General features: G+C 72.7%; 22 protein-coding genes and 1 pseudogene. 12 read left to right on the top strand and 11 right to left on the bottom strand.

Going from position 1 to position 26,500, the window contains the following annotated elements; translation table 11 throughout:
• Positions 1-28 precede the first annotated feature (28 nt).
• The 5 genes from ACLJQM_RS26035 (at position 29) to ACLJQM_RS26055 (ending at position 9,314) form a co-directional block, all read left to right on the top strand.
• Positions 29-5,500, top strand: coding sequence for a biotin carboxylase N-terminal domain-containing protein (locus tag ACLJQM_RS26035; RefSeq protein WP_410633096.1), 5,472 nt, complete (start codon positions 29-31; stop codon positions 5,498-5,500).
• 126 nt (positions 5,501-5,626) lie between these two features.
• Positions 5,627-5,932: a hypothetical protein gene (locus ACLJQM_RS26040; protein ID WP_410633097.1), complete on the top strand. Its 306-nt coding sequence runs from the start codon at positions 5,627-5,629 to the stop codon at positions 5,930-5,932.
• A complete protein-coding gene (locus ACLJQM_RS26045) occupies positions 5,932-7,182 on the top strand; it encodes a hypothetical protein (RefSeq protein WP_410633098.1) in 1,251 nt (416 codons plus the stop codon). The genes ACLJQM_RS26040 and ACLJQM_RS26045 overlap by 1 nt, the downstream gene beginning before the upstream one ends.
• 14 nt (positions 7,183-7,196) lie before the next feature.
• Positions 7,197-7,868, top strand: a complete 672-nt coding sequence (locus ACLJQM_RS26050; RefSeq protein WP_410633099.1) for an ESX secretion-associated protein EspG — start codon at positions 7,197-7,199, stop codon at positions 7,866-7,868.
• A 126-nt stretch (positions 7,869-7,994) separates the two neighbouring features.
• Complete coding sequence (locus tag ACLJQM_RS26055) at positions 7,995-9,314, top strand: M14 family zinc carboxypeptidase (RefSeq protein WP_360775748.1); 1,320 nt, start codon at positions 7,995-7,997, stop codon at positions 9,312-9,314.
• Between the two features lies 1 nt (position 9,315).
• Here ACLJQM_RS26055 and ACLJQM_RS26060 read toward each other — a convergent pair whose 3' ends face one another.
• Together ACLJQM_RS26060 and ACLJQM_RS26065 are read right to left on the bottom strand one after the other, a co-directional pair.
• The gene (locus ACLJQM_RS26060) at positions 9,316-10,353 is read right to left on the bottom strand and encodes a class I SAM-dependent methyltransferase (RefSeq protein ID WP_410633100.1); all 1,038 of its coding nucleotides are present in this window, start codon (positions 10,351-10,353) and stop codon (positions 9,316-9,318) included.
• A 68-nt stretch (positions 10,354-10,421) separates the two neighbouring features.
• Positions 10,422-11,435 carry a PadR family transcriptional regulator gene (locus ACLJQM_RS26065; protein ID WP_410633101.1) on the bottom strand — a complete coding sequence of 338 codons (1,014 nt, stop codon included), beginning with the start codon at positions 11,433-11,435 and terminating at the stop codon, positions 10,422-10,424.
• A 225-nt stretch (positions 11,436-11,660) separates the two neighbouring features.
• Between ACLJQM_RS26065 and ACLJQM_RS26070 the strand changes: the two genes are divergently transcribed.
• Complete coding sequence (locus tag ACLJQM_RS26070; protein WP_410633102.1) at positions 11,661-13,154, top strand: sialidase family protein; 1,494 nt, start codon at positions 11,661-11,663, stop codon at positions 13,152-13,154.
• Positions 13,155-13,265: 111 nt separating this feature from the next.
• Positions 13,266-13,823 carry an STAS domain-containing protein gene (locus tag ACLJQM_RS26075; protein WP_410633103.1) on the top strand — a complete coding sequence of 186 codons (558 nt, stop codon included), beginning with the start codon at positions 13,266-13,268 and terminating at the stop codon, positions 13,821-13,823.
• Here ACLJQM_RS26075 and ACLJQM_RS26080 read toward each other — a convergent pair.
• The 3 genes from ACLJQM_RS26080 to ACLJQM_RS26090 form a co-directional block, all read right to left on the bottom strand.
• Positions 13,774-15,069, bottom strand: coding sequence for an MFS transporter (locus ACLJQM_RS26080; RefSeq protein ID WP_410633104.1), 1,296 nt, complete (start codon positions 15,067-15,069; stop codon positions 13,774-13,776). The two genes, ACLJQM_RS26075 and ACLJQM_RS26080, sit on opposite strands and share 50 nt — an antisense overlap.
• 77 nt (positions 15,070-15,146) lie before the next feature.
• The gene (locus tag ACLJQM_RS26085; RefSeq protein WP_247024176.1) at positions 15,147-15,653 is read right to left on the bottom strand and encodes a flavodoxin domain-containing protein; all 507 of its coding nucleotides are present in this window, start codon (positions 15,651-15,653) and stop codon (positions 15,147-15,149) included.
• A 110-nt stretch (positions 15,654-15,763) separates the two neighbouring features.
• Positions 15,764-16,903, bottom strand: a complete 1,140-nt coding sequence (locus ACLJQM_RS26090; protein WP_410633255.1) for a nitric oxide synthase oxygenase — start codon at positions 16,901-16,903, stop codon at positions 15,764-15,766.
• 439 nt (positions 16,904-17,342) lie between these two features.
• Here ACLJQM_RS26090 and ACLJQM_RS26095 point away from each other — a divergent pair, with 439 nt between their 5' ends.
• Together ACLJQM_RS26095 and ACLJQM_RS26100 are read left to right on the top strand one after the other, a co-directional pair.
• Complete coding sequence (locus ACLJQM_RS26095; protein ID WP_360775770.1) at positions 17,343-18,350, top strand: CobW family GTP-binding protein; 1,008 nt, start codon at positions 17,343-17,345, stop codon at positions 18,348-18,350.
• A 59-nt stretch (positions 18,351-18,409) separates the two neighbouring features.
• The gene (locus ACLJQM_RS26100; RefSeq protein ID WP_360775773.1) at positions 18,410-18,676 is read left to right on the top strand and encodes a hypothetical protein; all 267 of its coding nucleotides are present in this window, start codon (positions 18,410-18,412) and stop codon (positions 18,674-18,676) included.
• A gap of 158 nt (positions 18,677-18,834) precedes the next feature.
• Here ACLJQM_RS26100 and ACLJQM_RS26105 read toward each other — a convergent pair.
• From ACLJQM_RS26105 to ACLJQM_RS26120, 4 genes and pseudogenes are all read right to left on the bottom strand, one after another.
• A pseudogene (locus ACLJQM_RS26105) lies at positions 18,835-19,018 on the bottom strand (helix-turn-helix domain-containing protein); the annotation flags it as partial.
• A gap of 110 nt (positions 19,019-19,128) precedes the next feature.
• Positions 19,129-19,575 carry a GNAT family N-acetyltransferase gene (locus ACLJQM_RS26110; protein WP_410633105.1) on the bottom strand — a complete coding sequence of 149 codons (447 nt, stop codon included), beginning with the start codon at positions 19,573-19,575 and terminating at the stop codon, positions 19,129-19,131.
• A gap of 2 nt (positions 19,576-19,577) precedes the next feature.
• Positions 19,578-20,582 carry a non-homologous end-joining DNA ligase gene (ligD, locus tag ACLJQM_RS26115; RefSeq protein ID WP_410633106.1) on the bottom strand — a complete coding sequence of 335 codons (1,005 nt, stop codon included), beginning with the start codon at positions 20,580-20,582 and terminating at the stop codon, positions 19,578-19,580.
• Positions 20,579-21,658, bottom strand: a complete 1,080-nt coding sequence (locus tag ACLJQM_RS26120; protein WP_247024182.1) for an ATP-dependent DNA ligase — start codon at positions 21,656-21,658, stop codon at positions 20,579-20,581. Before ACLJQM_RS26120 ends, ligD begins: the two co-directional genes overlap by 4 nt.
• A 70-nt stretch (positions 21,659-21,728) precedes the next feature.
• On the opposite strand from ACLJQM_RS26120, the gene ACLJQM_RS26125 reads away from it, so the two are divergent.
• Both ACLJQM_RS26125 and ACLJQM_RS26130 read left to right on the top strand, forming a co-directional pair.
• Complete coding sequence (locus ACLJQM_RS26125; protein ID WP_410633107.1) at positions 21,729-22,235, top strand: DinB family protein; 507 nt, start codon at positions 21,729-21,731, stop codon at positions 22,233-22,235.
• The gene (locus tag ACLJQM_RS26130; protein WP_410633108.1) at positions 22,235-23,158 is read left to right on the top strand and encodes a squalene cyclase; all 924 of its coding nucleotides are present in this window, start codon (positions 22,235-22,237) and stop codon (positions 23,156-23,158) included. Before ACLJQM_RS26125 ends, ACLJQM_RS26130 begins: the two co-directional genes overlap by 1 nt.
• Here ACLJQM_RS26130 and ACLJQM_RS26135 read toward each other — a convergent pair.
• Positions 23,155-24,321, bottom strand: coding sequence for a DUF1015 family protein (locus ACLJQM_RS26135; protein WP_410633109.1), 1,167 nt, complete (start codon positions 24,319-24,321; stop codon positions 23,155-23,157). The two genes, ACLJQM_RS26130 and ACLJQM_RS26135, sit on opposite strands and share 4 nt — an antisense overlap.
• 125 nt (positions 24,322-24,446) lie before the next feature.
• Between ACLJQM_RS26135 and ACLJQM_RS26140 the strand changes: the two genes are divergently transcribed.
• Positions 24,447-25,964 carry an MDR family MFS transporter gene (locus ACLJQM_RS26140; RefSeq protein WP_410633110.1) on the top strand — a complete coding sequence of 506 codons (1,518 nt, stop codon included), beginning with the start codon at positions 24,447-24,449 and terminating at the stop codon, positions 25,962-25,964.
• Here the strand turns inward: ACLJQM_RS26140 and ACLJQM_RS26145 are convergent.
• A complete protein-coding gene (locus ACLJQM_RS26145; protein WP_410633111.1) occupies positions 25,961-26,500 on the bottom strand; it encodes a TetR/AcrR family transcriptional regulator in 540 nt (179 codons plus the stop codon). The genes ACLJQM_RS26140 and ACLJQM_RS26145 overlap by 4 nt on opposite strands.

Below are 26,500 nucleotides of genomic sequence, written 5' to 3' on the forward strand. Positions count from 1 at the left end.
GTGCGTGGGTACTTGGGAGGCTCAGCCGGTGTTCAGTCGTGTCGCCATCGTCAACCGCGGAGAGGCCGCGATGCGGCTCATCCACGCCGTCCGGGATCTGTCGGCGGAAACCGGGACGCGGATCGAGACGGTCGCCCTCTACACCGACGCGGACCGCACCGCCACGTTCGTCCGTGAGGCCGACCTGGCCTACGACCTCGGCCCCGCCTCGGCCCGGCCCTACCTCGACCTCGCCAAGCTCGAGCAGGCACTGATCGAGACGAAGGCCGACGCCGCGTGGGTGGGCTGGGGTTTCGTGGCCGAGGACCCGGCGTTCGCCGAACTGTGCGAGAAGGTCGGCGTCACCTTCGTCGGGCCGAGCGCCGACGCGATGCGCAAGCTCGGCGACAAGATCGGCGCGAAGCTGATCGCCGAAGAGGTCGGCGTACCGGTCGCGCCGTGGAGCCGCGGCGAGGTCGCGACCCTCGAAGCCGCCCTCGAGGCCGGCGACCGGATCGGCTACCCCCTGATGCTGAAGGCGACCGCCGGCGGCGGCGGGCGCGGCATCCGCATGGTGGCCTCCGGCGAAGACCTCGCCGACGCCTACGAGCGCACCAGCCAGGAAGCGCTGCGCGCGTTCGGCTCCGGCGTCGTGTTCCTGGAGCGCCTGGTCACCGGCGCCCGGCACGTCGAGGTCCAGGTCATCTCCGACGGCACGACGGCGTGGGCGCTCGGCGTCCGCGACTGCTCGGTGCAGCGCCGCAACCAGAAGATCATCGAAGAGTCCGCCTCCCCCGTGCTCGCGCCGGAGCAGACCGCCGAGCTGAAGACGTCGGCGGAGCGGCTCGCGGTCGCGGTCGGCTACCGCGGCGCGTGCACCGTCGAATTCCTGTACCACCCGGGCGAGAAGCTGTTCGCCTTCCTGGAGGTCAACACCCGCCTGCAGGTCGAGCACCCGATCACCGAGATCACCACCGGCACCGACCTGGTCAAGCTGCAGCTGCACGTCGCGGGCGGCGGCAAGCTCGAAGGCACCCAGCCCGCCGAGCTCGGCCACGCGATCGAAGCCCGGCTCAACGCCGAAGACCCCGACCGCGACTTCGCGCCCTCCCCCGGCCGCATCGCGCGGCTCGCCCTGCCCGCCGGCCCCGGCATCCGCGTCGACACCGGCGTCAGCGAGGGCGACACCATCCCGGCCGACTTCGACTCGATGATCGCCAAGATCATCGCCTACGGCCGCGACCGCGCCGAGGCGCTCGGGCGCCTGCGCCGCGCGATGGCCGAGACCACCGTCATCATCGAGGGCGGCGCGACCAACAAGAGCTTCGTGCTCGACCTGCTCGACCAGCCCGAGGTGATCGACGCCAGCGCCGACACCGGCTGGATCGACCGCGTCCGCGCCGAGGGCCGCCTGGTCACCCACCGGCACTCCGCGATCGCGCTCGCGGCGGCCGCCATCGAGGCCTACCAGGACGAAGAAGACGTCACCATCCAGCGGCTGCTGGCCACCGCCCACGGCGGGCGCCCGCAGGTGCAGCACGAAAGCGGCCGCCCGCTCGACCTCAAGCTCCGCGGCGTCGGCTACCGCGTCAGCGTGGCCCGCGCCGGGCGGAAGCGCTTCCGCGTCGGCGTCTCGGCCGGCACGTCGGACGTGCACCACGCCGAGGTCGAGATCGACCGCTTCGACGCCCACAGCGGCCAGATCCTGGTCAACGGGCGGCGGTTCCGCCTGATCTCGGCCACGCACGGCCCGATCCACCTGGTCGAGGTCGACGGCGTCACCCACCGCGTCAGCCGCGACGAGGGCGGCGTCGTCCGCTCCCCCGCGCCCGCGCTGGTCGTCGCCACCCCGCTGTCCGTCGGCGACGAGGTCGAGGCGAACGCGCCGATCCTCGTGCTGGAGAGCATGAAGATGGAGACGGTGCTGCGCGCGCCGTTCCGCGCCCGCGTCCGCGAGTGCCCGGTTTCCGTCGGCAGCCAGGTCGAGACGGGCGCGCCGCTGATGCGCCTGGAGCCGCTGACCGACGGCGACGAGGCCCAGGCGGCCGAAGAGACCGAGACCGTCGAGATCGAGCTGCCGTCGGTGCCGGACGGCGTGTCCGCGGCCGAGCGCGTCGCCCGCGGCCTGCAGGACCTGCGGAGCCTGCTGCTCGGCTTCGACGTCGACCCGGCCGAGCGCAAGCGGCTCGTCGCGGCCTACCTGGAAGCGCGTGCCGAGCTGGGCAACCGGCCGGTCGAGGGTGAGCTGGACCTGCTCACCGTCTTCGCCGACCTGTCCGAGCTGAGCCGCAACACCCCCGGCGGCGAGCTCGACACCGAGCCCAACGGCGCCGTGCACAGCTCGCGCGAGTTCTTCCACAGCTACCTGCAGAGCCTCGACGTCGAACGCGCCGGCGTCACCGAAGGCTTCCAGGCCCGGCTCCGCCAGGTGCTGGCGCACTACGGCGTCGCCGACCTCGACCGCACGCCGGAGCTGGAGGCCGCGGTCTTCCGGATCTTCCTGGCGCAGCAGCGGATGTCGGCCGACATCGCCGTCGTTTCGGACCTGCTGCGGCAGTGGCTGACCGGCGCGCCGCCGGCGGAGTCGCTCAGCGAGCGGGCCGGGCTCACCCTGGAGCACCTGGTCGAGGCCACGCAGGTGCGCTTCCCCGCGGTGTCCGACCTCGCCCGCGGCGTCGTGTTCCGCTGGTTCGCCCAGCCGCTGCTGCGCCGCAACCGCGCCGAGGTGTACGCCGCCGTCCGCACCGAGCTGCGCTACCTCGACCAGCACCCGGACGCACCGGACCGCGCCGACCGGATCCAGGCGATGATCACCGGCTCGCAGCCGCTCGTCCGGCTGGTCGGCCAGCGGATCGGGCGCCCGGGCCGCGACCACGCGCCGCTGCTGGAAGTGCTGACCCGCCGCTACTACGGCAACCGGCGGCTGTCCGGGGTGGCCGTGCGCGACGCCGGTGGCTCCCGGTGGCTGACCGCCGGGCTGGAGACCGCCGACGGCGTGCTGCCCCTGGTCACCACCGCCGTCGACATCGCCGCCCTGCCCGACGCCCTCGCCGCGCTCGGCGAGGTGGCCACCGAAGGCGTGGTCGCCGACCTGTACCTGCGCTGGGAGGACCAGCCCGACGTCGACGCGACCGCCGAGCGGCTCGGCGCGCTGCTGGCCGGGCACCCGGTGCCCGCGAGCGTGCGGCGGGTCGTGTTCACCGTGGCCGGCACCGGCGGCGCGGTGATGCACCACCACTTCACGTTCGAGCGCGACGGCGGGACGTTCGCCGAGGACCGGCTGATCCGCGGCCTGCACCCGCAGATCGCCCAGCGCCTGCAGCTGCAGCGCCTGCGCGAGTTCGACCTCACGCGGCTGCCGTCGGCGGACGAGGAGATCTACCTCTTCAAGGCCGTGGCGAAGACCAACCCGGCCGACGAGCGGCTGATCGCGATGGGCCAGGTCCGCGACCTGACGCCGCTGCGCGAAGCCGACGGCCGCCTGGTCGCGCTGCCCGCGCTCGAGGACGCGGTCACCGCCTGCCTCGACGCGATCCGCAACATCCAGGCGCAGCGGCCGCAGAACAAGCGGTTCGACACCAACCGGATCATGATGTACGTCTGGCCGCCGACCGACCTCACCACCGACGAGCTGAACACGCTGGTCCAGCGCATCCTGCCGACGTCGGTGGGCGCCGGGCTCGAGGAGGTCCAGTTCCTGGCGCGGCGGCGCACGGACGCGGGCAAGCTGACCGAGCTCGCCGTCCGGATCACCTTCGACCCCGGCCACGGCGCGCGGCTGCACGTCGACCACCCGTCGACCGAGCCGGTCAAGCCGCTGGACGACTACCGCCTGAAGGTCCTGCGTGCGGCGCGGCGCGGGACGGTGTACCCGTACGAGCTGACCGACCTGCTCGCCGGTCCCGGCGGCACGTTCACCGAGCACGACCTCGACGAGAGCGGTGTCCTGGTCCCGGTGGACCGGCCGAAGGGCAAGAACACCGCCGCGCTCGTGGCGGGCGTCGTCACGACCCCGACCGAGCGGCACCCCGAAGGCGTCACGCGGGTGGTGCTCCTCGGCGACCCGACGAAGTCGCTGGGCGCGCTGTCGGAGCCGGAGTGCTCGCGGGTCATCGCGGCGCTCGACCTGGCCGAGCGGATGCGCGTCCCGCTGGAGTGGCTCGCCCTCTCTTCGGGCGCGCGGATCTCGATGTCCTCGGGCACCGAGAACATGGACTGGGTCGCCGCGGCGCTCAAGCGGATCGTCACGTTCACCCAGGACGGCGGCGAGATCAACATCGTGGTCAACGGCATCAACGTCGGCGCCCAGCCGTACTGGAACGCCGAAGCGACGATGCTCATGCACACCAAGGGCATCCTGGTGATGACGCCGGACTCGGCGATGGTGCTCACCGGCAAGCAGGCGCTGGACTTCTCCGGCGGTGTGTCGGCCGAGGACAACTTCGGCATCGGCGGCTACGACCGCGTGATGGGCCCGAACGGCCAGGCGCAGTACTGGGCGCCGCACCTGCCGGCCGCGCGGGAAGTCCTGATGGCGCACTACGAGCACACCTACATCGCGCCGGGTGAGTCCGGGCCGCGGAAGGTGGCCACGACCGACCCGGCGGGCCGCGACGTCTCGTCGTTCCCGCACGCCGTCGTCGGCAGCGACTTCCGGACCGTCGGGGAGATCTTCTCGGCCGAGCACAACCCGGACCGCAAGAAGCCGTTCGACATCCGCACGGTGATGCGCGCGCTGTCCGACCAGGACCACCCGGTGCTGGAACGCTGGGCGGGCATGGCGGACGCGGAGACCTCCGCGGTGCAGGACGTGCACATCGGCGGCCGCCCGGTCTGCCTGATCGGCATCGAGTCGCGGTCGGTGCCCCGCCGCGGCTTCCCGCCCACCGACGGCCCGGACACCTACACCGCGGGCACGCTGTTCCCGCGTTCGTCGAAGAAGACCGCGCGCGCGATCAACGCGGCGTCGGGCAACCGGCCGCTGGTCGTGCTGGCCAACCTGTCGGGCTTCGACGGCTCTCCGGAGTCCCTGCGCAAGCTGCAGCTGGAGTACGGCGCGGAGATCGGCCGGGCGATCGTCAACTTCGAGGGCCCGATCGTGTTCACCGTGATTTCGCGGTACCACGGCGGCGCGTTCGTGGTGTTCTCCAAGACGCTCAACCCGAACATGACGGTGCTGGCCCTCGAGGGTTCGTTCGCGTCGGTGCTCGGCGGTGCCCCGGCGGCCGCGGTGGTGTTCGCCGGCGACGTGAACAACCGCACGGCGAACGACCCGCGGGTGACCGAGCTGCAGGCCCGGGTCGCGGCGGCGGGCGGCGCCGAGCGGGCGGCGCTCAACGCCAAGCTGGCCGAGGTCCAGTCGTCGGTCCGCGCGGAGAAGGTCAGCGAGGTGGCCGCGGAGTTCGACCGCGTGCACAGCATCCAGCGGGCGGTCGAGGTCGGCTCGGTGGACGCGATCATCAGCGCGGCCGAGCTGCGGCCGCGGATCATCGAGGCCATCGAGCACGGCCTGAAGAAGTAGCTCTCCCCAGCCGAACCGGGGCCGGTCACCCACGTGACCGGCCCCGGTTCCGTTTTCCGTAACGGGCCGGGCGGACCCCGCGACTGTCCACTTGCGGCTTCCGCCGCGAGCCGGAGAGGGGACCCGTTGACGCACACCGACTTCGCGCTGGACCCCGACGAAGTACGGGTGCTCCTGGAGCGGCTGCAGGTCGCGAACGACCGCTTGACCGACGCGTGGGCCGACACCGGCCTGCTGACGGGCTCGCGCTCCCCCGCGTGTGATCCGGCGAGCGAGGCCTACACCGCGCGCCTCGCCACGCTGTTCGCGGCCGACCGCGACCACCTCCGGCAGCGGATCGCGTTCCTGCACGACCTGGTCGCGAAGGTCGGCGCGTCGGCCGGGCGGCTGAGCGCGCAGGACGCCGCCGCGGCCGGGGACCTGGCGGGCTGATGCTGTTCCCCTGGTCGAACCCCCGGGTGCGGGCCGCGGCCGACCGCGCCGGCCCGGCGTCCGTGCGTTCGACGGAGGACGCCGAGAAGTGGTCCGCGGGCCTGGCGCACCAGGACGTCGAGGCACGGGTCGTCTCCCTCGAAGACCTCGTGGACCTGGTGCACGGCGGCAGCGGCACCGGCTGGGCCGAGGCCGCCGAAGCGGCGCAGCGGGTGGGGATGGCGCACCGCGAAGTGGCCGACCTGCTGCATTCGGTGCTCAACCGGCTCGACTCCGCGTGGCGCGGCGACGCGGCCGACGCCGCCAGCGCCACCACCCGCGCGTTCGGCGGCGCCCTCGACACGACCGAGGCGCGGTACGTCCACAATGGACTGAACATCACCGAGGCGGACCACCACTACCGGCAGCTCCGCGCCGAGCTCGCGCACCTGGGGCCGCGTCCGGAGAAGAGCCTCTGGGACCACCTCGCGCCGTGGGACACCGACACGGAAAAGGCGATCACCGCCTACAACGAGAACGCGGCGCGGTACCTGGAGCACTACCACGCCTACGCCGCCCACCTGGACGGCCAGGCCCGCGCCCTGCGGTACGACGAAGGCGACCCGGCCGCCGATCGTGCACGCCCCACCGGCGGTGGTTGCGCCGCCGATCCGGCCTGCGGCGGAAGCACTCCCGCCGTCACCCGGCCGTACTCCGGCTTCCCCGCGACGACCGGCTTCCCGGCTCCCGCCACCCAGGCCGCGGCCGGTGCGGTCCCGCCCCCGGAACCCGCCGTTCCGCTACCGGCGTTCGCGGCACCACCTGCTCCGGCCGCCTTCTCCCCGGCGCCGGGACCGCTGCCGGACTCGCCGGTCACCGCCGCCCCACCCGACGCGACGAGCACGACCGGCTTCGTCCCGACCGGACCCCCGGCGTTCGCCACCCCGGCGGCACCGGTCGCTCCACCGGGGGCGGGAGCCGTTCCGCCGGGCTTCGGAGCCGTCCCGCCGGGCTTCACCGGCAATCCCCGCGGCGGCCTCGTCGGCGGAGAACTCCGCACGGCCGGTGAGAGCCTCCGGGGCGCGGGCGGCACCGGTCCGGGTTCCGGAGCCGCCCCGGCTTCCGGCCGGGGTTCGCGGCGAGAGGGCGACCGGGACCACGAACGCAAGTACGTCCTCGACGACGGCTCCCTCTTCACCGACGAAGAACGGTACGGCTGGGTCGACCCGGTCACCGGCCGGACCACCGTCGACCCCACCATCGGTGCCTGAGCCGGGAGAACCACATGCCCGTCTTCGACGAACCCGTCGTCCTGCCCCGGCCGGCGTTCCTCACCGCCTGGCGCCTGCTCGACCTCGGCGACGCACCCGCGGCCCTCGGCACCGGCCGCCACCACTGGCTCCGCGATGACGCCGCGGCGGAGCTGGAGAAGCGCACGATGGGCACGCTCACCGGCCTCGGGCTCGCGCGCAACGGCCGCCTCAACGACCTCTGGCGCACGTCCCTGCGGACCCTCGCGCACGCCGACCGCGAGTTCTACTCCTGGACCACCCGCCGCGACGGCGGGCACGGCGCCGTCCTCGTCGCGGCGCGGGGCGAGGACGCGGTCCGGCTGGTCGCCGACGACCTTGCGGTGCTCGTCGAGCCCGTGCGCCCGGCCCGGCTCGCGACCAGCCTCCTCGACGGCCTGCCCGAGCTCGACGGCGCCGACGTCCCGGACCAGGTGCAGCCCGCGAGCGCCGCGCCGCTGCGGGAACCGCGGGAAGCGGTCCACCAGCTCTACACCGCACGGCGCGAGCGCGGCGTCCGGATCCGCTCGAACCCGGCCACCGCGCTCGACCTCGACCGCGGCCGCGTGCTGACCTACCCGGTCGGCGAAGACGCCGTCGTCGTCGCGCCGGGCACCCCGCGGCTGATCGTCGCCCTGCTGAACGAGACGCACGCCGGGCTGGTCTGAGCGCGCCGGGTTTCGCGACTTTCGGGGGTGTGCCGGGTTTGCCCGTCCCGACACACTGTGCGTGCCGGTGCGGTGACCAAGGGTTCCCGCCGGACCTCCATCCGTGCGGCGTGAGGAGATCCTCCGATGGCGTCAAGGTCCCTGTCCCGGCTCGCCCTCGCGGCGACCGGGGTCCTGCTCACCACCCTGCTCGGCGGCACGGCCACCGCGCAGCCGGCGGACACCCCCGTCTTCTGGCGGGTGCCGGCCACGGCCACCCAGGCGCGGGCGCTCACCGACGCCGGGTTCGACGTCGAAGAGGGCGATGCCGGCGCGGTGTACGTCGTCGGCGGTCAGGCGGTCGCGAACCAGTTGCGGGCGCGGGGTTTCCGGCCGTCGTTCTTCGACACCGTGTACAAGGACCTGCCCGCGCAAGGGAACGCGCTGGCGGCCGACACGTACTACGGCGGCTACCGGACGGTCACCGCGCACGAGAACCACCTCTCCGCCGTCGCTTCCGCGCACCCGGACCTGGCCACGAAGTACACGATCGGCCAGTCGTGGAAGAAGACGAAGGGCCAGGGCGGCCACGACATCCAGGCGCTCTGCCTGACGAAGAAGCAGGCGGGCGACTGCACGCTGTCGACGACGTCGCCGAAGCCGAAGTTCTTCCTGATGGCCCAGATCCACGCGCGCGAGCTGTCCACCGGCGAGCTCGCCTGGCGCTGGATCGACTACCTCGCCGACGGCTACGCGACCGACGCCACCGCGAAGTCCATTTTGGACACCACCGAGGTGTGGGTGGTGCCGATCTCGAACCCGGACGGCGTCGACATCGTCGCCTCGGGCGGGAATTCCCCGAAGCTGCAGCGCAAGAACGCGAACAACACCCGCGGCGGCTGCAGCGGCACGAACATCGGCATCGACCTCAACCGCAACTCCACGTTCAAGTGGGGTGGTGACTCGAACTCCGCGTGCTCGGAGACGTACCAGGGCGTGAGCGCGGGATCCGAGCCGGAGACGCAGGCGCTGGAGAAGCTGGCCCGCGCGATCTTCCCGGACCAGCGCGGCACCGGGAACAACGACCCCGCGCCGGCCACCGCCAAGGGCACGATGATCACGCTGCACAGCTACGGCAACGACATCATCATCCCGTGGGGCTTCACCCAGTCCACCTCGCCGAACGACGCGCAGTACCGCCGCCTCGGCGCGAAGTACGCGGCGTCCAACGGTTATCTCGTCGGCACCAACGAGGAGACCGTCGGCTACGACACCTCCGGCACCACCGACGACTTCACCTACGGCGAACTGGGTGTCGCCAGCGTGACGTTCGAGGTCGGCGGTTCGAGCGGCACCTGCGGCGGCTTCCTCCCCCGCTACACCTGCGTCGACAGCACGTTCTGGCCGAAGAACAAGGGCGCGTTGATCACGGCCGCGAAGGCCGCGGCGGCGCCGTACCAGCAGTAGGTCAGGGCCGGCAGGCGTAGATGCAGTTCTGCGGACGCGGGGACCCGAGCACTTCGACGTGCCGGAACCCCGCGTCCGCGAGCATCGCGGTGGCGGTTTCGGTACCCCACATGGCCCCCAGCGCGGCGCCGCCCTCGGCCAGCGACGTCGTCGTGCAGTACATCAGGCTGATCGAGTAGCACAGCGCGGCGAGCGGGTCACCGACGTTTTCGGCGACGTCGCTGGAGAAGTTCGTGTCCACCATGAAGAACACGCCGTCGGGCGCGAGCGCGCCGCGGATCCGGCCCAGCACGACGTCCGGCCGGTCCTGGTCGTGGACGGCGTCGAAGGCGGTGATCACGTCGTACGGCGGATCGGCCGTCAGCTCGGCGGCGTCCCCCACGGCGAACTCGGCGTTCGGGAGGTCCTGGGTGTTTTCGCGGGCCTGGTCGACGACGCCGGGGTTGATGTCGATCCCGGTGAACCGCGACGCGGGGAAGGCCCGCGCGGCGACGGCGACGGCGTTCCCGGTGCCGCAGCCGAGGTCGAGCACCCGAGCCCCGGCGGCGAGCCGCTCGGTCAGGCCGGGGACGGCGCCGAAGAAGCCGTCGACGAGGTGCTCGCGGTAGATGTGCTTCCAGCTGTCGCCGGTCTTGGCGCCGAGGGTTTCCAGGTGGGGCCCGTACGCCGAGCGCGGGACGCCGCCACCTTCGGCGAACGCGCGTTCCAGCTCGGGGAGGATGCCGGTGAAGGCGCTCAGGGTGAGCAGCGAGGGCATGAGGTTCGCCGCGGTCTCGCCGAGCAGGAACTTCGCGTGCTCCGGCGGGAAGGTGTACTCGCCGGCGTCGAGGGTGAAGAGGCCGCCGGTGACCATGGCACCGAGCCACTCGCGGACGTACCGCTCCTGAAGACCGGCGCGTTCGGCGAGCCCGGCACTGGTGGCAGGCCCCCGGGCGGCGGCTTCGAAGAGCCCGGTGCGGTGGCCGACGCCGATCAGCATGGTGAGGGCGCTGCCGGTCATGATCGTCGTGAGGTGGGCGGCGAAGTCCTTTTCCTCCATGGGAGGCGAGCTTACGGTCCGGCCGGGCGGGATCGGCTCGCCACTTCCCCCGCCCGGCCGAGGCGCCGTCAGGCTTCCTCGTCCTCCAGGCCCGCGTCGGCCAGTACGGCGTAGACCCGCCGCCGGGCGTCCGCGAGGATCTTCTTCACCTCGGCCACCTGGGCTTCGGTGCCGCTGTGCCCGACCTGCGCGGCCGCGCCGGACAGCTCGCCCAGCGCGTGCCACAGCGCGGCGAACCGGTCGGCGTTCGGCTCCTCCTCGGGCTCACCCCACAGCGCGGCGAACTCTTCCTCCCGGCCGGCGACGTGCGCACGGCCCGCATCGGTCAGCCCGGCCACCCGACGGCCGGCGGTCTCGACGGTGTGGACCAGGCCTTCGTCCTCCAGCTGCTGCAGGATCGGGTACACGGAGCCGGGACTGGGCCGCCAGCGGTCGTGGGTCCGGCGGCGGATCTCCTGCATCAGCTGGTAGCCGTGCATCGGCTCCTCGGCCAGCAGCGCCAGGACGGCCGGGCGCACCGGACGCGCCGCGGGCCGCCCGCCGCGGAACTCCCGCACCCGCTGCCACGCACCCCCACCGCCGCCCCAGCCGCCCGGACCACCGAACGACCCGGGACCACCGGGGAACCCGGGAAACCCCGGCGGCATCGGCGGCTGGGGCGGGTGCGGCGGGAACCCGCCCGGCGGGCCCCCGCGCGCCAGGTCCGGGCCACCATCCCAATTCTCGTGCCCCGGCACCCCGTGCAGCCCCGGCTCGTGCCCCGGCCCACCGTGACCGCCCAGTCCGCCGTGCCCACCTGGCCCGTGGCCGGGCCCGCCGTGCATCCCGGGTACGTGGCCGTGCAGCCCCGGCCCGCCGTACTCACCCGGATCGTGGCCGGGCCCACCGTGCGGTCCCGGCCCACCACGGCCGCCGTGGTCGTGGTCCGGGCCGCCGTGATCGCCCGGCTCGTACCCGTGCAGGCCGTGCAGGCCCGGGCCGCCGTGGCCGGGCATCCCCGGCATCCCGTGCCCACCCGGGCCGTGGCCGAAGGGGCCGCCGAACCCGGTGAAGATCCGTCCTGCTCCCGCTGACCTGTCCATGCGTTCTCCTCGTGGTAGTCGTGTAGCCGACATTCACACGATATATCGCCGCTCGATCGGCGGCAACCTACCCGGAGGAGAACCACCGAGCCCCGGCGACGGCCGCGTTCACCGGAAATTTCCTTCCCGGCCATGAATAGTTCGTTATACGCCGGGTTGTACGGGTCTTGTACGGACCGCGTCGACGCTGCCGCCGAGACGCAAGACGAACCCGTAGGGAGAACCGTGAACCTCACCCGGATCGCCAGAGGCCTCCTGGCCGGGCTGCTGGGGTGCGCCGCCGTGGCCGTGCCGGCGACCATCGGCACCGCCGCCGCGCAGGCCGACGTCAGCAGCACCCTGGTGTTCGCCAAGAACACCGAAGGCCACGACTGCTACCGCATCCCCACCGTCGTCAAGGCGAACAACGGCGACCTGCTCGCCTTCGCCGAAGGCCGCAACGGCGGCGCCAGTACCTGCAACGACCTCGGCGAAATCGACCTCGTGCTGAAGCGCTCCACCGACGGCGGCAAGACGTGGGGCGCCGTGCAGACGGTCATCAAGGCCAACGGCGACACCAAGGGCAACCCGGCGCCGATCGTCGTCCCGGGCAGCAACCGGGTCGTGCTGCTGTCCACGATGCAGTGCTACACCAACCCCGCCTGCGGCCGCGTCCCGCGCGTGTCCCTCAGCGAGGACAACGGGAAGACGTGGGGCGCGCCGCGCGTGCTGACCACCGAACTCGGGTTCGCGAGCGCGCCGGGCTGGCTCGCCACCGGGCCGTCGCACGGGATCGTGCTCACCCGCGGCACGCACGCCGGGCGGCTCGTCGCCGGGGTCAGCTGGACCACCGGCGGCAAGGACACCGGCGCGCTGGTCTACAGCGACGACCAGGGCACCACGTGGCACCGCGGGGCGACCGACTCGCCGACGACCGCGATCAACCCGCAGGAGATCAGCGTCACCGAGCTGCTCGACGGCCGCGTCTACGCCGCCGCGCGCAACCAGGCCAACGACGGCGACAAGTGCCTGGCGGGTGGGACGCGCAACCGCGCCTTCGCGCTCAGCTCGGACGGCGGCGCGACCTTCAGCTCGAAGTTCGCCTTCGCCACCGACCTCGTCGCGCCGACCGTCCAGGGCTCGACGGCCCGGATGAGCGCCACCGACACCGGCGGCAGGTACAACCGGGGCGTGTTCGCCGCACCGTCCACTTGCGACCGTCGCAAGGAGCTGCGCGTGCACTCTTCGTTCGACGAAGGCGCGAACTGGACCGGCACCGCGGGCAGCCTGCTCGTGTGGGGCCAGGACGCGGCGTACTCCGACATGGTGCAGCTGTCCCCGTCGTCGGTCGGCGTGCTGTTCGAAGCCGGGCCGGAGCTCCACGCGAACGACACGATCCGCTACGCCACGGTGACCGACGCCGCACTGGGCGCCCCGGCCTGCGGGCTCGGGTACGGCGTCATCGATTCGGCGCCGCTCGGCACGGCGGGCACGGCCTACCTGTCCTACAACGCCGCCACCGGCAAGAACTGCGTCAGCGCGATGAAGAGCGCCAACGCCGGCAAGGCGACGCAGACGTCGGCCTTCCTGGAAGTGCAGGGCTCGGCGCGGGTCACGGACTCGGGTGCGTTCTCGTACTTCGCCGGCCCGGTCGCCGCGGCCGCGGCGGACAAGTGCGTGAAGTGGGGCGGCGCGGCCGACGGCCAGGCCTACACCAGCGGGTTCGAACACTGCGGCTGACGCGGTGGAGGGGACCCGCGCCGTGGCCGGGTCCCCTCCCCGTGGCCGCCGAACGCGTCACACCCGCGCCCCGGGTGTTGCACCGGGGCCCCCGGGAGCGATGTAACAACCATGGTCCGCCCCGAAGACGAACAGGACCGCGCACTGGCCGCGGCGCTGCGGGAGTGGGCGCGTCAGGTCGACTCTGTCCCCTACCCCGCCAAGCTCGACATCGACGCGCTGCTGGAGCGGCACTACCAGTCCCAGCGAGAACCGCCGCCCGCCGCGTCGCTGGTGGTCACCGCGACCGCCGACGCCACCGTCGTAGCGGTCACCGGGGACATCGACCTGGCCCGCGAGGACCGGCTGCACGGCCGGCTCGCCGAAGAGGTCGCGCTGGCCCCGCGGGGTCTCGTGCTGGACCTGGCCGGCGTGCGCCACTGCTCCGCCCGCGGGGTGGCGCTGCTGCACGAGGTGGCCGGGCGCGCCACCCGCGCCCGGGTCCCGTTCGCCGTCGCCGGGTGTCCCGCGGTGGTCCGGCGGGCGATCGAAACCCCCCGGCTGAGCCTGCCGCTGCACGCCACCGCCGACGACGCCGTCGAGTGGCTCGGGATCCTGGCCCGGCTGCAGGCGGAGGGGGCTACTTCGCGGCCGCTGGGGCCGTGGCCACCGCCGCCTCGCCGAACTTGATCCCCTTGGCCTCCTTGCCGATCGCGGTCAGCACCGCCACCGCGACCAGGCCGGGGACCACGGTCCACACGAGGGCCGAGGTGTACCCGTGCGACTCCGCGATGGCCTGCTGGATCGGCAGGTTCAGCGCGGCCAGCAGGTTGCCCAGCTGGTAGGTCACGCCCGGGTAGAACCCGCGGATGGCGTCCGGCGACATCTCGGTCAGGTGCGCCGGGATCACGCCCCACGCGCCCTGCACCATGATCTGCATCAGGAACGAGCCGAGCGCGAGCATCCCCGCGCCGTGGTCGAACGCGAAGATCGGGATCACCGGCAGGCCGAGCACCGCCGCCGTGACGATCGTGCGGCGGCGGCCGAGCCGTTCGGACAGCGTGCCGAAGGTCAGGCCGCCGATGATGGCGCCGACGTTGTACAGCACGGCGATCCACGTGCTCGTCGCCGCGCTGAGCCCGGCGCCGCCGTTCTCGTGGGCCTTCAGGAAGCTCGGGTAGACGTCCTGGGTGCCGTGGCTCATCCAGTTGAACGCCGTCATCAGCAGGATCAGGTACCCGAAGCGGCGGATGACCTTCGGGTTCAGCAGGATGTCCTTGACCGACGTCCGGCTCACCCGCAGCTTCTCCCGCGCGACCTCCCAGACCTCCGACTCCTTCACGCGCGCCCGGATCAGCAGGCTGATCAGCGCCGGGAAGATGCTCAGCACGAAGATCCAGCGCCATTCGAGGTCGAGCAGCGAGTGGAACAGCAGGTACGCGAGCGCGGCCAGCAGGTAGCCGATCGAGTAGCCGACCTGCAGCAGGCCGGAGAAGAACCCGCGGCGGGCCACCGGGATCTTCTCCATCGCCAGCGCCGCGCCGAGGCCCCACTCGCCGCCCATGCCGACGCCGTAGACGAACCGCAGGACCAGCAGCACCGTGAAGTTGGGGGCGAACGCGCACAGCAGGCCGGCCACCGAATACAGCAGGACGTCGGCCATCAGCGGGATCCGGCGTCCCACGCGGTCGGCCCACAGGCCGAACAGCAGCGCGCCGACCGGGCGCATGACCAGCGTGGCCGTGGTGATGAACGCCAGCTGCGTCGCCGTCGCGCCGAACGACTTGTCCTTCGCGATGTCCGCGAGGACGAAGACGACGAGGAAGTAGTCGAAGGAGTCCATGCTCCAGCCGAGCAGCGCCGCGAGGAAGGCGTTGCGCTGATCGGATGTAAGCGCTTTCTTCCCCGGAGCCGGTTCCGCCTTGTTTTCCGTCACGTTTGCCCCGTCCCGTCGGTTTTTCACCGGAAGACCGCAGGCACGGTCTAGCACCCACCGCGGGGTACGGGCAAGGGTCAGAGCGTGACGCGGGTGCGGACGCGGCGGCCGACGTCCCGGGCCCAGGCCTTGATCCGGTCCCAGTCGCGGAAGTCGCCGGCGCGGCGGCCGGAGGCCAGCAGCCGCGGGATCAGCCCGTGCACGGTCGCCGGGTCGAGGCGGCCGCCGAAGGTCGCGGTGCGCTCGGCGTCGATACGCGCGGCGAGCAGCGCCACGTTCGGCGGCAGGCTGACCTGCTGGCCGGCGGCGCCCGGGCCGCACGGTCCGCTGTGGAACAGCCACACCGGACGCTCGGCCAGCGCCCGGGCGTTGCGTTCCAGCAACCGGACCGCCTCGGGCCGCCACCGGTGGTAGTACAGGGCGCTGCCGACGATGACCGCGCCGTAGCCGTCGACCCCGGCGACGTCGGCGGCGTCGCGAACGTCCGCGGTCAGGCCGCTCCCGCCGAGCTCGGCCGCGATCACCTCGGCGATCTGCCGGGTTCCGCCGTGGCGCCCGGCGTAGGCGACGAGGACTACGGACATGCTTCCATTGTCGGCCCTGGCGGACCGGGCCGCCCCGCGGGCCGCTCACGATCCGCCATACGGGCGCTCTTACGTTGCTCTTCGTGGGTCCGCGAGCCGCCCGTTCACCCTCAAGGGCTCGCGGGCGGCAAAAACGCCGGGCGCAACGCCGGATCAGGCTCGTCGTAGTAGCGGTGGAACACCGCCGTCTGCCCGCCGGACACGGGCGGCACGATCCAGCTCCAGTCGGCCGGGCAGCGGCGTCCCGCACGCTCTTCGCGCTCCAGGTGGGCCAGGAAGCGCTGCGACTCGGTGTGGTGGTCGGCGATCGTCACGCCGGCGGCGTCGAACGAGTGCTGGACCGCCAGGGTCAGCTCGACCAGCGCCCGGTCGCGCCACAGCGTGCGCTCGGACGCCGTCGGCAGGCCCATCAGCTCGGCGATGACCGGCAGCAGGTCGTAGCGCTGCTCGTCGGCCAGGTTCCGGGCGCCGATCTCGGTGCCGAGGTACCAGCCGTTGAACGGCGCCGCCGGGTAGGTGACGCCGCCGATCTCCAGCGGCATGTTGCTGATCGCAGGCACGGCGTGCCAGCGCAGGCCGAGGCCGGCGAACCAGCGGTGGTCGGGGTGGGTGAGTGGGACCTCCAGCACGGCGTCCGGGGGCAGCGTGAACAGCCGCGGTTCGCCGGGCAGCGCCTCGACCAGCAGCGGGAGGACGTCGAAGGACCCTCTTCGTTCCGGCGGCCGCCAGCCGAGTCTTCGCACCTGCTCGGTGAACCCGGCGTACCGGGGGTCGCCGAGCACGGAGCCGTCGTCGAGGCGGTACCCGGCGTAGCGGATCAGCTGCTCGTTGTGGATGCGCGGGCCCGGCGCGTCCGGGGTGTCCGGGGCGAACACGGTGACGGTCGGGCGGATCCGGCCGCCGCGGGTGGCCTGGCGCAGGTGGGCGACGCATTCGCCGGCGATCGCCGCGGGGTCGGTGACCCGCCGCCGGTCGCGGATGCGGAGGCTGCGCCAGTACAGCCTGCCGATGCAGCGGGCCGAGTTGCGCCACGCGACGCGCGCGCCGTACGCCAGCTCGGCCGCGGTGTGGCGGTAGGTTCCCGTTTCGGCGATTTCCGCGCGGACCGCGGCGAGCCGGTTCTCGAACCGCTCCCCCGCTTCGGCGGCGCCCTCGGCGAACATCCGGTCCAGGAATTCCTCCGCTTCCGCGGAATTGACGCTCTGCTCCTCCGATACGCGCTGTGGGTAAAGCGGCAGCGGCGCCGTCACCCGCTCAGGTGTAACGGTCACCGCGCTTCCCCACTCTCCGGAATCGTGTTCTGCAGCCCGACGAAAAGGTTCACCGTTCCTCCGATGGTCGCCGACGACAAGCCGGCCTGGAGGTCCTGCCGCCCCCGACACCTCCGGCCAGGCGGGGGAGAGTACCCGACGATTCGCGCGGTGCACTCCCCCGATCGTGAATTCCACTCCGCCGGTCCCGGAATGCGGCTTCGGCCAGGGCAAATGTCGGCAAAATAACTGTCACCAAGCGTCATTCGGACATGGCGCAGCGCATTTCCCGTCAATCGATCACAGTGGACAGTGCGGCTTTCGTGATCCTTTCCCGGAAAGGGCCGTTCGGCTGTTCGTGCGCTTTCGCCGAACGGCCTTTCCGGGGCGCGGTCCCCCGTGTATCAGCGCGCCCGCGCGCGACGTTAGAGTCGCGGGCATGAGCCGGATTCCCGTGGTCCTCGTCGCCGGGTTCCTCGGCGCGGGCAAGACGACGCTGCTCAACCACCTGCTCGCCAACCGCGAGGGCGCCCGGGTCGGCGTGGTGGTCAACGACTTCGGCCAGGTGAACGTCGACGCGCTCGCGGTCGCCGGCCAGGTCGACACGATGGTTTCGCTGGGCAACGGCTGCCTGTGCTGCGCCGTCGACGCCAGCGGCCTCGACGCGATGCTCACGCGGCTCTCGTCGTCCGAAGCGGGCATCGACGTCATCGTCGTCGAGGCCAGCGGAATCGCCGAGCCCCGCGACCTGATCCGGCTGATGATCGCCAGCGAGAACCCGGACATCCGCTACGGCGGGCTGGCCGAGGTCGTGGACGCGGTGGAGTTCGAAGCCGCCCGGGAGCGCCACCCCGAACTGGCCGATCACCTGCGGCTGGCCGACGTCGTGGTGCTGAACAAGGCCGACCGCGTGTCCGCGGAGGACCTCGCCAAGCTCACCGCGGCCGTCGAAGAGCTAGCGCCGGGCCGCCCGCTGCTGGTCACCGAGCACGGCCGCGTCGACCCGCGGCTGTTCTTCGACCCGGAACCCCGCGGCGAGCGCGTCGGCCAGCTGTCGTTCGACGACCTGCGCGAGGAGCACGACCACTCGCGGCACCTGCACGCGAGCTACCAGACGGTCACGTTCACCGCCGGGACGCCGCTGGCGCCCCGCGCGTTCGTGGACTTCCTGGAGCGCCGCCCGCCCGGCCTCTACCGCATGAAGGGCCAGGCCGACTTCGGCATCGACGCCCGCTTCCACCTGCACACGGTCGGCGGCTTCGTCGAGCTGGCGCGGTCGCCGTGGCCCGCGCGGGCACCGCACCGCACCGAGCTGGTGCTGATCGGCGCGGGCCTCGACACCGGCGCCGTCCTGGCCGAGCTGGAGAGCTGCGTGGCCCCCGACCCCGCGGTGGTCGACGAACGCGGCCTGCTGCACATCCTGCGTTACCTCCCCGACCAGGCCTGACACGCCGACGACCGGCAAATGCGCTCCCGCCCCACCCACGGCGACGGACACTGTCGCCCATGACGACCACCGCGGTGAGCGCACCCCGCTGGTACCGGGTCGGCGTGCTGCCCGAAGACGTCCCCCTGGCCCACCTGATGACCCGCTCCGGCGACCTCCGCTACCGCCGTTCGGCGTGCGGCGAGCGCGAATCCCGGAGCTGGAAACCGGTCGACTTGACGACAGCGGAGGTGACGCCCTGCCCGGGCTGTGTCGCAACGCTGTCGGGAGCATCGGCGACCGAGGGCGAGGACCGCGGCCAGCTGTCGCTGGACCTCGAGGTCTAGCTGTGCTGCCCCGTGAGGTGGGGGACGCGGCCGGCGGGTTGGGTGTCCTCGGTGCTGGTGGTAGGTGTGCAACCAGCCCGGTAGTGCTGCTCGACGTTCGGTTTCGGTGCGGTAAGGCCGGCTGTAAGCCCATTCCTCGAACAGCGTCCGGTTGAACCGCTCAGCCGGTAGCGGATGAGGACACGGTGCACGGTCGAGGGATTCAGGCCGAGCACGGAGGCGATGCGGGCCGGGCCCCACCGACGCGCGAGCCGAACCTTGATGATTCGTCGCTCGGTCCGGGGGTGTCCGGTTGGGGCTGGTCCTGGGCTGCGAGGAACGGTCGGTCATTGCTGCTTCGCCCTGGTTGCCGGTGTAGACGTCGCAATCCACACCGACCCCGGAGACCTTCCCTCGCACGAAGATCATCCGATCACGTGTCGCACCGATCGCAACTTCCCCGGACAAAACATCTAGCCGAGGGCCTTCTCGTAGCAGATCGACTCGGGATCGCTTTCGTGCGGCGGGAAGTTCGGCACCCGGCGGTACCCCGCGCGCTCGTACAAGCGGATCGCCGCCGGCTGGTGGCGGGCCGTTTCCAGGCGGAGGCGGCGTGCGCCCTGGCCGCGGGCGAGGCGCTCGGACTCCGCCACCAGGGCGCCCGGGACGTCGGTGCCGCGGGCGTCCGGGGCGACGAACAGGCGCTTCAGCTCGGACACGCCCGGCTCGATCGGTTCGACCGCGCAGCAGCCGATCGCGCGGGGGCCGTCGTGGGCCAGGAGGTAGCGGCTTGCCGGGTCCAGCGGGTGGGGCCGGACGTCCGGGGGCAGGTCGTGGACCACGATCAGCTCGGCCGTCATCGCCGTCATCAAGGCGAGCAGCAGCCCGTCGTCGGCCGGGCACTCCGCGACGGTCGCCATCTTCACGCCTTCTTCGCCCGGCTCGGCGCCACCCGCGGCGGCTCGTTGGGCATCTTCGGGTAGACCGGCGGCCACGGCGCGTCCATCAGCCCGTTCGCCAGGTCCGCTTCGGACATCGCCAGCAGCGGCTCGATCGACTGCGGCCGCTCCCCCGCGCCGGCCCACGGGTCGCCGCGCTCGGCCACGCGCGCGGGCACCGTGCTCAGCGTGAGCTCGTCCGGCTCCACGGTGTCCAGTTCGTCCCAGCCGATCGGCGTGGACACCTGGCCGCCCACCCGCGGGCGCACGCACCAGGTGCCGAACACGGTCTTGTGCGGCGCGTTCTGGTTGAAGTCGACGAACACGCGCGAGCCGCGTTCCTCCTTCCACCACTGCGCGGTGATCTTCTCCGGGTGACGGCGTTCGAGCGCCCGCGCCAGCGCGACCGCCGCGGCCCGCACCTGGAAGCTGTCCCAGCGCGGTTCGAGCAGCACGTACAGGTGCAGGCCCCGCGAACCGGACGTCTTCAGGTGGCCTTCGATGCCGTGCTCGGCCAGGAACTCCCGGGTCAGCACGGCGGCCTCGCGCAGGTCGTCGAAACCGATGCCGGGCGACGGATCCAGGTCGACGCGCAGCTCGTCGGCGACCTCCGGCGTGTCCGCCAGGTACGGCCACACGTGGAAGCCGAGGCAGCCGAGGTTCACCGCCCACAGGATGTGCGCGAGGTCCTTCGCCACCAGCGCGTCGCTCGTCGTGCCGTTCGGCGTCGAGACGACGGTGGTGCTCAGCCACGGCGGCGCGCCCTTCGGCACGCGTTTCTGGAACCAGTTCTTGCCACCGGCACCGTCCGGGTAGCGCTCCAGCAGCAGCGGGCGCCCGCCGAGCCGGGCCAGCAGCGGGCCGGAGATCGCGCGGTAGTACTCGACGAGGTCGAGCTTCGTCTCGCCGCGCTCCGGGAAGTAGACCTTGCCCGGGCTGCTGATCTTGACCTCGACGCCGTCGACGTCCAGCAGCACCGCCTCGCTCATCGCGCCTCCCCGAACAGCTTGGCGAGCTCGGCGGGCGGCGCCTCGTCGAGCTGGGCGTACGTGCACGACTCCGGCGTGCGGTCGGGCCGGAACCGGACCAGCCGCCCGCCGTGGCGGAACCGGCCGCCCTGCAGGTGCTCGTAGCGGACCTCCGCCACCCATTCGGGCCGCAGCGGCTCCCAGGAGAGGTCCTTCTGCGGCGCCCAGCGGCTCATCGCGCCCGGTTGCCGGCCGGGCTCGGGTTCGTACTCGGCCCAGGACCGCCACGGGTGGTTCTCGAGCGCGTTCTCCCGCAGCGGCGCCAGCTCGTCGACCAGCTCGGCCCGCCGCGCCTTGGTGAAGCTGCTGGCCACGCCGACGTGGTGCAGCACGCCCTCGCCGTCGAACAGCCCCAGCAGCAGCGAACCGACGCCGGCGCCGTCCTTGTGCCAGCGGAACCCGGTCACGACGCAGTCGGCCGTGCGCTCGTGCTTGACCTTCAGCATCACCCGCTTGTCCTGCTCGTACGGCAGGTCCGCGGGCTTGGCCATGACGCCGTCGAAGCCCGCGCCCTCGAACCGGGTGAACCAGTCCTCGGCCTGCGCCGGGTCGTCGCTCAGCGGGGTCAGGTGGACGCGCTGCAGCCCTTCGGCGTCGGTGCGCAGGATGCTCTCCAGCCGCGCGCGCCGCTCGCGGAACGGCTCGCCGGTGAGGTCGGTGTCGCCGAGGGCGAGCAGGTCGAACGCGACGAAGCTGGCCGGCGTCTCCTCGGCGAGCTTGCGCACGCGCGAGGCCGCCGGGTGCAGCCGCAGCTGCAGCGCCTCGAAGTCCAGCCCCGCCGGCGTGACCAGCACGATCTCGCCGTCCACGACGCAGCGGGGCGGCAGCGCGGCGGCCAGCAGCTCGACCAGCTCGGGGAAGTAGCGGGTCAGCGGGCGGTCGTTGCGCGAACCCAGCTCGATCTCGTCGCCGTCGCGGAACACGACGCAGCGGAAACCGTCCCACTTGGGCTCGAACAGCAGCCCCGGGTCACGAGGCACCTCGTGCACGGCTTTCGCGAGCATCGGCCGCACCGGCGGCATCACGGGCAAGTCCACCGCGCGAGCTTAAAACACAGGTACGACACTTCTTGAAAACAACACAGTTGAGCGTGATACACACTGACTCGTGACCACCGAACGCCCAGAACCGCCCCTGACCGGGGGCGAGCGCGAAATGCTGCGCACCTTCCTCGACTTCCACCGCGCCACCCTCGCGATGAAGTGCGACGGACTGTCCGACGAGGACCTCCGCCGCGCCGCCAGCCCACCGTCGACGCTGTCGCTGCTCGGCCTGGTCCGGCACATGGCCGAAGTGGAGCGCACCTGGTTCCGGCGCGTGATCAACGCCGAAGACATCCCGCTGCGGTGGTCGGCCGAAGGCGACTTCCAGGCCGCCTACGACGCGAGCTCCTCGACGCGCGAGGAAGCCTTCGAAGCGTGGCAGACCGAAGTGGAGCACTCCCGCAAGATCGAAGCGGCGGCCGAGTCGCTCGACGTCACCGGGTACCAGGCCCGCTGGGGCGAGGACGTCTCGCTGCGGCTGGTGATGCTGCACATGATCCACGAGTACGCCCGCCACAACGGCCACGCGGACTTCATCCGGGAAGCCGTCGACGGCGTCACGGGAGCCTGATGGACGTGCTCGCGTGGCTGCTCGACTCGGACCCGGCGCTGCGCTGGCAGGTCGAGCGCGACCTCGCGGGCACCCCACCCGAGATCTGGGAAGCAACGCGCGCCCGCGTCGCGACGGAAGGGTTCGGCGCGCGCCTGCTGGCGGCGCAGGACCCGGACGGCCAGTGGGCGGGCGGCGCGTTCTTCCCGGCCGGCTTCCGCGGCGACGAACCGCAACCGTGGACCGCGACGACGTGGTCGCTGAACGCCCTGCGCGAATGGGGTCTCGACGCCGCGGTCCTGAGCGGCACGGCCGAGCTGCTGGCCGCGAACAGCCGCTGGGAGTACGACGACCTGCCGTATTGGGACGGCGAAGTCGACTGCTGCATCAACGCCTGGACGCTGGCCAACGGCGTGTGGCTGGGCGCGGACGTCGCCGGCATCGCCGACTGGTTCGCCGGACACCGGTTGCCGGACGGCGGCTGGAACTGCGAGTGGGTCGAGGGGTCGACGCGCTCGTCCGTCCACTCGACACTCAACTCGCTCAAAGGCCTGCTGGCGCACGAAACCGCGACCGGCGGCACCGCGGAAACCCGCGAAGCCCGCCGCCTCGGCGAGGAGTACCTCCTGGAACGCGGACTGTTCCGGCGGCGGTCGACGGGTGCGCCGCTCGCGCCGTGGGTGCGCGAATTCGGCTATCCGATGCGCTGGCACTACGACGTCCTCAACGCCGCTTCGTACTTCCGCGACGCGGGGCGCCCGGACGAGCGGCTGGCGGAGGCGATCGAGCTGATCCGCGCGGCCCGGGAAGCGGACGGCACATGGCTCCAGCAGCGCACCGACGCCGGCCGCGTGTGGTTCCCGGTGGACGTCCCGGCCGGGCAGCCGTCGAAGTGGCTGACGTTCTTCGCGACCCGCGTCCTGGACTGGTGGGACGCCCGCTAGAGCTCCGCGAGCAGGAGCCCGCTGCGCGGCTTCGGCGTGAAGTAGGTGGCCTTGCGCGGCATCCGGCGGCCCGCCGCGTGCACCGCGAGGACGTCGGCGTGGCTCACCGGTGCCAGCAGGACCACCGCGTCGGCGTCCGGCGGCACCGGGCGGCCGTCCGGGAGCGGGTGCGTGCACGGGCCGTCGGGGTCGATCCCGAGCGCGTCGGCGAAGAGGATCCGCTCGACGATCTCGTGGTCGATCACCGGTCCGGGCCCGGCGAAGCCCGTCCGCGGCAGCGGGACCCTCAGCACCGCGTCGCCCGCGCGTACGACGGCCTCGCCGGTGACCGGGACCGCGTGCTCGTCGTAGCGGACGTCCAGGCCCGCCGCGGACCAGCGCGACACCAGGTCCTCCGGGCCGAAGCCGGTGCCGGTGAGCACCCGGTGGATCGCGCCGATCCGCAGCGACGGACCCGCGGTGACCAGGGCGAGCAGCCCGCCGTGCCCGGCCGCCGCGGCCGCGGCCACGCGGTGGTTGCCGTCGGCGACCAGCAGTTCGGCGGCACCGGCCGCGCCGAGCAGGCGGCGCTGCAGCGGCCCGGCGGGCACCACCCACAGGTCGTGCCGCCGCCCGGCCGCGTCCGAAGTGGACAGATCGGGCAGGCCGAGCGCGCCGCACGCGCGCGTCACCTCTTCGGTCAGCAGCTCGCCGCCGGCGGCCGGGACGAGCAGCGCCGCACTGGTCGCGCAGCCCAGCCCGGCGAGCACGGCGGCCCGCTCGGCGACGACGTCGGGGTAGACGTCCTCGGTGTGCCGGACCCGGGCGGTACCGTCGTCGGTCACCGCGGCCGGGTCGACCAGGCAGAGCAGGCCCAGCGCGACGCCGTCCGGCCCTTCGATCCGGTAGGGCGCGACGACGTCCCGCACCGGCCGGTAGGCCCGCTTGCGGAGCCGTTCGAGCGCCGCGCGGGCGATCGGCACGGCGGCGGCCAGGTCGAGGCCGCGCGCCAGCGCCGCGGGCGTGCGCGCGGGGTGCTGCACGGCCAGCAGCGTGTCCCCCGCGCCGGGCTTGGCCAGCGCGTAGGCCACCCGGTCGGGCTCGGCGAACTCGTCGACGTCGGGGCCGGGGACCTCGTCGCGGACCACCCAGCCCCGGCCGATCGGCCGGATCCAGTCGTTCATCCCTCCCATCTTCCGCGAAGAGGCCGAAGACGGAAATTCACTGGGTGCGCCGCCCCGTCGATGGAATGCTTAGGACTGCAAAGCAGTTGACCCCGGTCATGACCGTCCCGAGGAGCAGCCCGCCGATGACGACACCCGCCGCCACCAGCGTGAAGGGGGTCGGCTTCCGGTCCGAACGCGGCCCGGTGCTGGTCGCCGTCATGCTCAGCACCGCGCTGGTCGCGCTGGACAGCACGATCATCGCGACCGCGGTGCCCTCGGTGGTGCGCGACCTCGGCGGGTTTTCGCAGTTCCCGTGGCTGTTCTCGATCTACCTGCTCACCCAGGCCGTCACGGTGCCGCTCTACGGCAAGTTCGCCGACGTCCTCGGCCGGCGCCCGGTGATGTTCTTCGGGATCGCGGCGTTCCTCGTCGGCTCGGTGCTGTGCGGCGCCGCGTGGAGCATGCCGGTGCTGATCGCCGCCCGCGCGGTGCAGGGCATCGGCGCGGGCGCGATCCAGCCGATGTCGATGACGATCATCGGCGACCTCTACACGGTGGAGGAACGCGCCAGGGTGCAGGGCTACGTCGCCAGCGTCTGGGGCGTCGCGTCGGTCGTCGGCCCGACGCTGGGCGGCGTGTTCGCCGAATACCTGGACTGGCGGTGGATCTTCTTCGTCAACCTGCCGCTGGGCGCGATCGCCGCGCTGATGCTGCACCGCAACTTCGCCGAGCGGGTGGAGCGCAAGCCGCACAAGGTCGACTACACCGGCGCCGCGCTGCTCACCGTCGGCTGCTCGCTGGTGATCCTGGCCCTGCTCGAAGGCGGCGTCGCGTGGGCGTGGGGTTCGCTGCCGAGCGTGGGGATCTTCGCCGCGGGCGCGGCGCTGCTGGTCGCGTTCGTGCTGGTGGAGAAGCACGCGGCCGAGCCGGTGCTGCCGCTGTGGGTGTTCACCCGGCGGACCCTGGTCGGCGGCAACCTGGTCGCGGTCGTGGTCGGCGCGGTCCTGATGGGCCTGACGTCGTACCTGCCGACGTACGCGCAGGGCGTGCTGGGCGCGGGCGCGCTGGTGGCCGGGTTCGCGGTGGCGGCGCTGACGGTCGGCTGGCCGATCTCGGCTTCCCTGGCCGGCAAGATCTACCTGCGCATCGGCTTCCGCGACACGGCGCTGATCGGCAGCGTGTTCATCATCGCGGGCGGCGTGCTGGTGGCGATGCTCGGCGCGACGTCGTCGATCTGGGCGGCGGCGACCGCGGCGTTCGTCCTCGGCATCGGCCTCGGCCTGGCGGCGAGCCCGACCCTGGTGGCGATCCAATCGGTGGTCGGCTGGGACCGCCGCGGCGTGGTGACGGCGACGAACCTGTTCAGCCGGTCGTTGGGCAGCGCGGTCGGCGCGGCGGTGTTCGGCGCGATCGCCAACGCGACACTGGCTTCGCGGTTCGCGAACCCGCCGGCGGAGGTGGCGGGCAAGCTGCCGCCGTCGGTGGACGCGACGAGCCTGGTGCTGGGCGGGCACACCGACGACTCCCCGGTGGCGAGGTTCGTCCGGGGCGCGCTGAGCGACGCGACCCACTACGTGTTCGTGGGCCTGCTGGCGGTGGCGGTGCTGTCGGTGGTGGCGCTGCTGCTGATGCCGCGCAAGACCGAGCAGCTGGAGTTCTAGGCGCGCCCGAGCAGCGTGAGGATCCCCTCGATCGCCTGCTCGAACGGCTCGGTGCTGTCGGCGGCCCTGGCAAGGACGTAACCGCCTTGCAGGGTCGCCACGACGGCCGCCGCGGTCGCCGCCGGGTCGAGGCCGCCGTCGTCCTCGGCCACCACCTCGGCGAGCCGGGTGCGCAGCCAGGAGAAGGTCTCTTCGACCGGCTCCCGGAGGGCGGGCGCGGCCATCACGTCCGGGTCCTGCGTCAGGCGGCCGACCGGGCAGCCCTTCAAGACGTCGCGCTCACGGCGGAGGTACGCCGCGATGCGCTCGAGCGGCGCGCCCGGCCCGGACAGCTGCGCTTCGGCGGCGGCGCGCATCTCCTCGGCCGTGCGGTCGATGGCCGCGCGCGCCAGCTCCTCCTTGCCGGCGAAGTGGTGGTACATGCTGCCCTGGCCGGCGCCGGCGAGCCGCTGGATGGTCTTCGGGCTGGTCCCGACGTAACCGCGCTCCCACAGCAGCGTGCGGGTGCTTTCGATGAGACGTTCCCTCGTGTCCAC

This window comes from Amycolatopsis sp. cmx-4-83 (assembly GCF_046548815.1).
Classification (GTDB): domain Bacteria; phylum Actinomycetota; class Actinomycetes; order Mycobacteriales; family Pseudonocardiaceae; genus Amycolatopsis; species Amycolatopsis pretoriensis_A.